Origin of the sequence: Microbacterium sp. ISL-103 (assembly GCF_018613995.1) — a bacterium.
Classification (GTDB): Bacteria; Actinomycetota; Actinomycetes; order Actinomycetales; family Microbacteriaceae; genus Microbacterium.
Genome location: NZ_JAGGPD010000026.1, coordinates 1 through 7,631 on the forward strand (window position 1 = coordinate 1; position 7,631 = coordinate 7,631).

A 7,631-nucleotide genomic window follows, 5' to 3' on the forward strand; every position below is an offset into this window, starting at 1 on the left:
GGGGTGTCGCTCGCAGGCAGACGACACGGCGCGCTTAGGCTCGAACAGCCATGATTCGGTTCGAGAACGTCACGAAACGCTACCGCGGGACCGCGAGGCCCGCACTGTCCGGTGTCGACTTCGAAGTACAGCGCGGAGAGTTCGTCTTCCTCGTCGGTGCGTCGGGGTCGGGGAAGTCGTCCTGTCTGCGGCTCATCCTGCGCGAGGACGTACCCACGACCGGTCGCGTCGCCGTGCTCGGCCGCGACCTGCGGTCGCTCGCGAACCGCAAGGTGCCGTACTTCCGCCGCCACATCGGCTCGGTCTTCCAGGACTTCCGGCTGCTGCCGTCGAAGACCGTCTATCAGAACGTCGCGTTCACCCTGCAGGTGACCGGGTCATCGCGTGGTTTCATCCAGCAGGCCGTTCCCGAGGCGCTCGCACTGGTCGGACTCGACGGCAAGCAGAAGCGGATGCCGCACGAGCTGTCCGGTGGTGAGCAGCAGCGCGTCGCCATCGCCAGGGCGCTGGTCAATCGACCGCAGGTGCTCCTCGCGGATGAGCCGACCGGAAACCTCGACCCGGCGACGTCCGTCGACATCATGCAGCTGCTGGCCCGCATCAACGCCGGTGGCACCACTGTGCTGATGGCGACGCACGAAGCCGCCTTCGTCGACCAGATGCAGCGTCGGGTGATCGAGCTGCGCGACGGCGAGATGGTGCGCGACGAGGTGCACGGAGGGTACGGCGACACGTCGAACATCCCGCGTCTCGTGCCGGAAGAGGTCCGAGGCGCAGCCGCCGCGGCCGCGCTCACCGCCGTCCAGGAAGTGCAGCGTCAGACGTCTGACCTGTCTCTGGTACGAGCCGCGCTGGCCGAGGAGCTGAGCGCACAGCGCAAGGCTGCTGCGCCGTCTGCCGATGCGGTGCCGACGGCATCCGAGACCCCCGAGGCTCAGGCCGCCCCCGTCGAGCCGCCCGTCGTCGACGAGGCACCGGCCGATCCCCCTGCCGGTGTGGTGCCGCGCACCCACCCCATCGTGCTGCCCGACGTCGACGTCGCCGAGCTGGGGGTCGCCGACCGCCTCGGCCTCTCAGATGACGGTGCGGAAGAAGTGGGGCCGACCTCATGAGAATCGGACTCATCCTCACAGAGGCACTGGGCGGCCTCCGCCGCAACATCTCGATGGTGATCTCGGTCGTGCTCGTGACCTTCGTGTCGCTCACCTTCGTCGGCGCCGCGATCCTCATGCAGGCGCAGATCGGCACGATGCGCGGCTACTGGACCGAGCGCGCTCAGGTCGCCGTGTACATGTGCTCGGAGATCTCCGAGAAGGATACCTGTGTCGACGGCGGAGCGTCGGAGGATCAGGTGAACGCGGTGCGCGCCCAGCTCGAGGGCGATGCGCTGGCGCCGCTCATCAGCGAAGTGACCTACGACTCCAAGGAAGACACCTACGCGAAGCTCGTCGACCAGCTCGGCGAGGATCAGGCGAGCGTCATCACCGCCGATCAGGCCTTCGAGGTGTTCTTCGTCACGATGAAGGACCCCGGTCAATCGCAGGTCATCTCCGAGGCGTTCAACGGCGTCGCCGGCGTCGAACAGGTGCAGGACCAGCTGCAGTACCCCCAGACGCTCTCCTAGGCGCTGACGGTCGCGACCTACATCGCCGTCGGCATCGCCGTGCTGATGCTGATCGCGGCCATCCTCCTGATCGGCACGACCATCAGGCTGTCGGCCTACGCGCGCCGCAAGGAGATCGGGATCATGCGCCTCGTCGGCGCATCCAACCGCTTCATCCAGACACCGTTCGTGCTGGAGGGCGTGTTCGCGGCGTTCCTGGGCTCTGTGCTGGCGAGTGCCGCCGTGGTCGCCGGGGTGCACTTCGGCGTCGACGGCTACCTGCGCGGTCGCGTCCCGTTCATCACCACGTGGGTGTCGATGCAGGATGCTGCGATCGTGGTGCCGGTGCTGATCGGGATCGGCGTGATCCTCGCCGCGCTCTCGGCCGGCTTCGCGATCCGCCGCTGGCTGCGCACGTGACCGGCACGTCGGTATAGACTGACAGGCTGTCGTGCGCCCACTGATGGGCTCTGGAACCACTGCGCGACACGGATCAGGAGAGAATCATGCCCAGGGAACGCGGGGAGAAGGTCATCGCGACCAATCGTCGCGCACGTCACGACTACAACATCGAGAAGTCGTACGAGGCGGGGATGGTGCTCACCGGCACCGAGGTGAAGTCGCTGCGCCAGGGGCGCGCGAATCTCAGTGACGGATATGCGTTCGTGAAGGGCAACGAGGTGTTCCTCGACTCCGTGCACATCCCGGAGTACTCGCAGGGACATTGGACGAACCACACGGCGAAGCGCGTGCGAAAGCTGCTGCTGCATCGTGAGGAGATCGCGAAGCTGCAGCACGCCGTGTCGGCTGGTGGCTACACGCTGATCCCGCTCAAGCTCTACTTCTCGGACGGTCGTGCCAAGGTCGAGATCGCTCTCGCCAAGGGCAAGCGCGAGTACGACAAGCGTCAGACGCTGCGCGAGCGACAGGACACCCGCGAGGCCGACCGTGCCATGAGGCTGCGCAATCGCGTCGGAGAGTGATCAGTTCGCCGGGGTGAAGCCGAACACCCTGCCCAGGAATGCCAGCTCGCGTTCGAGCGCGTCGATGATCGTCTCGCTCGACCGGAAGCCGTGCCCCTCGCCCGGGTAGAGGACGTAGTCGTGCTCGACGCCGCGTTGCCGGAGGGCATCACGGATCGCCTCGGACTGCGACGGGGGAACCACGCGATCTTCGGCTCCTTGCATGAGCAGCACCGGCACGTCGATGCGATCGACATGGGTCAGCGGTGAGCGGTCGACATACAGTGCCTCGGCCTCGGGCAGCGGCCCCACCAGGCCCTCGATGTAGTGCGCCTCGAAATCGTGCGAATGCTCGCTCAGCATCCGCAGATCGGTCACGCCGTACCTGCTGATCCCGGCGGCGAACGTGCCTCCCCTCACCAGCGCGGAGAGGACTGTCCACCCGCCGGCGGAGCCGCCGCGGATCGCGATGCGGTCGGGATCCGCGAGTCCGACGTCGGCGAGCCCGCGGGCTGCGGCGACGACGTCATCGACGTCGACCACGCCCCACTCGCCGTCGAGGCGTTCGCGGTAGGCGCGGCCGTACCCGCTCGAACCGCCGTAGTTCACGTCGAGCACCCCGACGCCGCGACTCGTCCAGAACGCGATTGCCGCTGATGCGGCGCCGGTCACGTGAGCGGTGGGGCCGCCGTGCACGAGCACGAGATAGGGAGGGCGCTGGTCATCCGGGGCAGACGCCGTCGGATTCACCGGCGGGTAGGCGAACGCGTGGACGGGACCGCGCATGCCCTCGACCACGATCTCGGAGGCTGCCGGCATCCATGCCGGATCCACCGGGGTCGCTCCAGCGACGACCTCGACGTCTCCGGTGTCGACGTCGACGCACCAGACGCCCGGTGCCGTCGTCGAACTGTTCCCGGAGAGCAGCACGCGTGACCCGGACACATCGTCGACGCTCACATGGCCGTCGGCCGGAACCGGGATGCTCCGCGTGCTTCCGTCTCGGGCGGAGACCACGACCTCGTCGCGTCCATTCGTGCGCACCGCCACGACGCGGCCGTCGTCGAGTGGTCGATACCAGCGGTTGCCGAGCACCCAGAGCCCGTATCCGGTGTCTGCGTCGTCGCCATCGGCATCGGAGATCGGCTCCGCTGTGCCGTTCGGCTGAACTCCGGCGAGGGGCTGCCGGTAGAGCGACCAGCGACCGGACGGGTCGTCTGCGTAGATGATCTCGTCTTCGCCGACCCACTCGGGCTGAAGCGCGGCTCGGGTCGGCAGGTCGGTGCGCCGGGAACCGTCGGAGAGCACCAGTGCGGCGTGCTGCCAGGGCATCCGCTCGCCCGACCACTCCACCCAGGCGACGCGGGATCCGTCGGGAGACAGCGCAGGGTGCGCGTAGAAGGCCTCTCCCTGCACGATGACCCTCACCTGCGTCGCGTCGTCGGCGGCCGACCCGTCGGTCGGGATCTCGACGATGGCCCGCTGGTGGGGGTCGACGCTGAGATCTTCACGCACGGCGAGCAGGCGCCCCTGCTGCAGACGCAGACCTCCGTGCGCGGGGCCCTCAGGGGTGAGGGCGGCCGGCACGCCGCCGCGCGGCAACCGATGCACTCGCTGATCCCGGGCGTCGACGAAGTACAGGGTGCCGTCGGCGTCCGCGGTCCAGGCCCCGCCACCGTACTCGTGCACGCGCGATCGGGCGTTCCAGGGCGAGGGGAGGAGCTCGATGCCGGTCGAGCTGCGAACGGTGAGTCGTCCGCCCTCAGCGGGCACCGATTCACCCCACCAGATCTCGTCTGCGACGAAGGCAGCACCGTCGATACGCGGTGATGCTGCGGCGATCGCCGCAGGAGAGAAGGGAGAGGTCCAGGAACCGAACGGCGACGACATGCTTCGAGCCTATGGTGCGCCCCGGACGGCGCGCTCGGTGTCGTCAGACCGCGCGGAGCACGGCGACGATCTTTCCCAGGATCACGGCTTCGTCGCCCAGGATCGGCTCGAAGGCGGAGTTGCGGGGGAGCAGCCAGGTGTGGCCGTCGCGGCGACGGAGGACCTTGACGGTGGCCTCGCCATCGAGCATCGCTGCCACGATCTCGCCGTTCTCGGCACTGTTCTGCGAGCGGACGACGACCCAGTCGCCGTCGCAGATGGCCGCATCGATCATGGACTCGCCCGACACGTTGAGCATGAACAGATCGCCCTTGCCCACGAGCTGCCGGGGGAGGGGGAAGATCTCCTCGACCTGCTGGTCGGCCGTGATGGGCACACCGGCAGCGATGCGACCGACGAGCGGGACGAGGGCCGCGTCGCCGACGGGCGTGGCCACATCGGCGGGGTTCTCACCGCTCGTGCCCGGAAGATCGATCAGCACCTCCATCGCACGCGTCTTGCCGGGGTCACGCCGAAGATAGCCGCTGAGTTCGAGCTGCCCCAGCTGGTGGGTGACGCTCGACAGTGACTTCAGACCCACCGCATCGCCGATCTCGCGCATGCTCGGCGGGTAGCCGTAGCGGCTGATCGACGTCTGGATGACCTCGAGGATCGCCATCTGCTTGGCGCTCAGGCTCTTCCGGCGACGGGTGCGCGGTGCATCGGACTCGGGGGCGGCGTTGTCGCTCATGGTGCTCCTCAGGTGTGCGATCCGGCGTCTCAGTTCGAATGTCGGAGGCCCGTGATGGGGTGTTCGTATCGAAACCGTATCCGAGAATCGCGCCGATGTGGAAGATCTGTTCGAGCGTGTCGGCCGATTATCGGGTCACTTTTTCGAAGAACGCTTGACAGATGTTCGAATTCGAAGATAACTTCGGAACGTAGCTTCGCATTCACGGCTCCCGGCCGAGACGCGAATGCGAACGCTACGCCAACTTCACCGCCCCGCGGTAATGCAGAGGAGTACGACATGAGCACCATCACCTTCAGCAACGCAGCAGTCTTCCCGGCGCGTCCGGCGACGAAGCTCCGTCTGACGGCGCGTGGCCGCCGTGTGGTGCTCGCGATCGCCGCCGTGCCGCTCGCCGTGGGCATCGGCTTCGCCGCCCTCAGCGGTGGCAATGCGATGGCGTCGGGCGAGCAGGTCGCCACCGCATCGTTCGCATCCGTGACAGTGATGCCCGGCGACACGCTCTGGTCGATCGCCGAGAGCATCGCCCCGGCCGAAGACCCGCGTGAGGTCATCGGTGACATCACTCGCCTGAACCTCCTGCGAGGCGGCGAGCTGCAGATCGGCCAGGAGCTGGCCATCCCCGCTCAGTACTCGAAGTGACGCTGTAACGTCACCTCGCGCATCGGTGCTCGTGGTGCGGCCTACCATGGGAAGGGTGACTGCATCACTCGCCGACCTACCGCTTCGTGACGACCTCCGAGGGCTCACGCCTTATGGGGCCCCGCAGGCGCCGCTCCCCATCGCACTGAACGTCAACGAGAACACGCATCCGGTCCCGGATGCTGTCGCGAGTGACATCCTGGATGACATCGCCGTCGCGCTCCGCGACGTCAATCGGTACCCCGATCGTGAGTTCACGACCCTTCGGGAGGGATTCGCCGAGTACCTCGGACACGGGCTCGACGCGAGTCAGATCTGGGCGGGAAACGGATCGAACGAGGTCCTTCAGCACATCCTGCAGGCGTTCGGAGGTCCGGGTCGAACGGCCTTCAGCTTCGCGCCGACGTATTCGATGTATCCGCTGATCGCACAAGGCACGGGCGCCCGATGGATCGCCGGCACCCGTCAGCCCGATTACACGATCACGCCCGAAGAGGCCGCGGCGCAGATCGAAGAGGTCGACCCCGACGTCATCCTGCTCTGCTCGCCGAACAATCCCACGGGCACGCCCCTCGGCCTCGACGTGGTGGAGGCCGTCTACGAGGCCTCGCGCGGCATCGTCATCGTCGATGAGGCGTACCAGGAGTTCGCACCCAAGGACGCACCCTCAGCACTCACTCTTCTCGAGGGCCGCCCCCGCCTTGCCGTGTCGCGGACGATGAGCAAGGCCTTCGCCTTCGCCGGAGCCAGAGTGGGGTACCTCGCGGCCGACCCCGCCTTCATCGACGCACTCCGACTCGTGCGACTGCCCTACCACTTGAGCGCGCTCACGCAGGCGGCGGCGGTCGCGGCCCTTCGCAACTCCGACATCATGCTCGGCATGGTCGAGGAGATCATCGAGCAGCGCGATCGCATCTCGGCGACGCTCGAGGCGCTGGGGTACACGCCGCACGAATCCTGGTCGAACTTCGTGCTGTTCGGCGGAGTGAGCGAGCCGCAGAAGGTCTGGCAGCAGCTCTACGACCGTGGGGTGCTCATCCGTGATGTCGGCATCCCCGGACACCTTCGGGTGACCGCGGGCACTGAGGCCGAGTCCACCGCGTTCCTCGACGCCCTCGCCTCGATAGGATCGGCTTCATGAGCACTCCCGGCCAGAACCCCCGCACCGCCACCCGTGTGCGCAGCACGTCGGAGTCCACCGTCGAGCTCGAGCTGAATCTCGACGGCACCGGTGCGAGTCGCATCGACACGTCGGTGCCGTTCTTCGATCACATGCTGACCGCCTTCGCGAAGCACTCGCTCACCGACCTCACCGTGCGTGCATCGGGCGACACGCAGATCGACGCGCATCACACGGTCGAAGACATCTCGATCGTTCTCGGTCAGGCGATCCGCGAGGCGCTGGGCGACAAATCGGGCATCTCGCGGTATGGCGATGCACTCGTGCCGCTCGACGAGGCGCTCGCTCAAGCCGTCGTCGACATCTCGGGACGGCCGTACCTCGTGCACACGGGCGAGCCCGCGGGATTCGAGCACCACCTGATCGGCGGGCACTTCACCGGCTCCCTGGTGCGTCACTCCTTCGAGGCGATCACCTTCAATGCGGGGCTGACGGTGCACGTGCGTGTTCTCGGCGGCCGTGACCCGCATCACATCGCCGAGGCGGAGTACAAGGCGTTCGCCCGCGCATTCCGCCAGGCCAAGGCCCTCGACCCGCTGGTCGACGGCATCCCGTCGACGAAGGGTGCGCTGTGAGTGCAGCTCCTCGTGTCGCCGTCTTCGACTACCAATCCGGCAACGTCCA

7 protein-coding genes and 1 pseudogene are annotated in these 7,631 nt (G+C 67.4%); 6 read left to right on the forward strand and 2 right to left on the reverse strand.

Translation table 11 applies throughout. The annotated features are described in order from the left end of the window. Positions 1-50 precede the first annotated feature (50 nt). The 3 genes and pseudogenes from ftsE (at position 51) to smpB (ending at position 2,586) form a co-directional block, all read left to right on the forward strand. Positions 51-1,112: a cell division ATP-binding protein FtsE gene (ftsE, locus tag J7E68_RS01275; RefSeq protein ID WP_215169134.1), complete on the forward strand. Its 1,062-nt coding sequence runs from the start codon at positions 51-53 to the stop codon at positions 1,110-1,112. After that, positions 1,109-2,023, forward strand: a pseudogene (gene ftsX / locus J7E68_RS01280) (permease-like cell division protein FtsX). Before ftsE ends, ftsX begins: the two are co-directional and overlap by 4 nt. Positions 2,024-2,109: 86 nt before the next feature. Further along, positions 2,110-2,586: an SsrA-binding protein SmpB gene (gene smpB, locus J7E68_RS01285; protein ID WP_215169136.1), complete on the forward strand. Its 477-nt coding sequence runs from the start codon at positions 2,110-2,112 to the stop codon at positions 2,584-2,586. Here the strand turns inward: smpB and J7E68_RS01290 are convergent, their stop codons facing one another. Both J7E68_RS01290 and lexA read right to left on the reverse strand, forming a co-directional pair. Continuing rightward, positions 2,587-4,455 carry a prolyl oligopeptidase family serine peptidase gene (locus tag J7E68_RS01290; protein WP_215169138.1) on the reverse strand — a complete coding sequence of 623 codons (1,869 nt, stop codon included), beginning with the start codon at positions 4,453-4,455 and terminating at the stop codon, positions 2,587-2,589. A 43-nt stretch (positions 4,456-4,498) separates the two neighbouring features. Further along, positions 4,499-5,185 (reverse strand): transcriptional repressor LexA, encoded by a 687-nt coding sequence (lexA, locus tag J7E68_RS01295; protein ID WP_215169140.1) that lies wholly within the window; start codon positions 5,183-5,185, stop codon positions 4,499-4,501. Positions 5,186-5,464: 279 nt separating this feature from the next. Between lexA and J7E68_RS01300 the strand changes: the two genes are divergently transcribed. From J7E68_RS01300 to hisB, 3 genes are read left to right on the forward strand one after another with little or no spacing between them, the layout of a single operon-like run. After that, entirely contained in the window at positions 5,465-5,827 is a 363-nt protein-coding gene (locus J7E68_RS01300; RefSeq protein WP_215169142.1) for a LysM peptidoglycan-binding domain-containing protein, read from the forward strand. Between the two features lie 46 nt (positions 5,828-5,873). Next, complete coding sequence (locus J7E68_RS01305; RefSeq protein WP_215169144.1) at positions 5,874-6,968, forward strand: histidinol-phosphate transaminase; 1,095 nt, start codon at positions 5,874-5,876, stop codon at positions 6,966-6,968. Beyond that, entirely contained in the window at positions 6,965-7,582 is a 618-nt protein-coding gene (gene hisB, locus J7E68_RS01310) for an imidazoleglycerol-phosphate dehydratase HisB (protein WP_215169146.1), read from the forward strand. Before J7E68_RS01305 ends, hisB begins: the two co-directional genes overlap by 4 nt. Positions 7,583-7,631: the final 49 nt, after the last annotated feature.

What these genes read in the sequence shown, in the direction of transcription:
- hisB (WP_215169146.1), top strand. Translation starts at nt 6,965, where the DNA reads ATGAGCACTCCCGGCCAGAACCCCCGCACCGCCACCCGTGTGCGCAGC.
- ftsE (WP_215169134.1), top strand. Translation starts at nt 51, where the DNA reads ATGATTCGGTTCGAGAACGTCACGAAACGCTACCGCGGGACCGCGAGG.
- J7E68_RS01305 (WP_215169144.1), top strand. Translation starts at nt 5,874, where the DNA reads ATGGGAAGGGTGACTGCATCACTCGCCGACCTACCGCTTCGTGACGAC.
- J7E68_RS01300 (WP_215169142.1), top strand. Translation starts at nt 5,465, where the DNA reads ATGAGCACCATCACCTTCAGCAACGCAGCAGTCTTCCCGGCGCGTCCG.
- lexA (WP_215169140.1), bottom strand. Translation starts at nt 5,185, where the DNA reads ATGAGCGACAACGCCGCCCCCGAGTCCGATGCACCGCGCACCCGTCGC.
- J7E68_RS01290 (WP_215169138.1), bottom strand. Translation starts at nt 4,455, where the DNA reads ATGTCGTCGCCGTTCGGTTCCTGGACCTCTCCCTTCTCTCCTGCGGCG.
- smpB (WP_215169136.1), top strand. Translation starts at nt 2,110, where the DNA reads ATGCCCAGGGAACGCGGGGAGAAGGTCATCGCGACCAATCGTCGCGCA.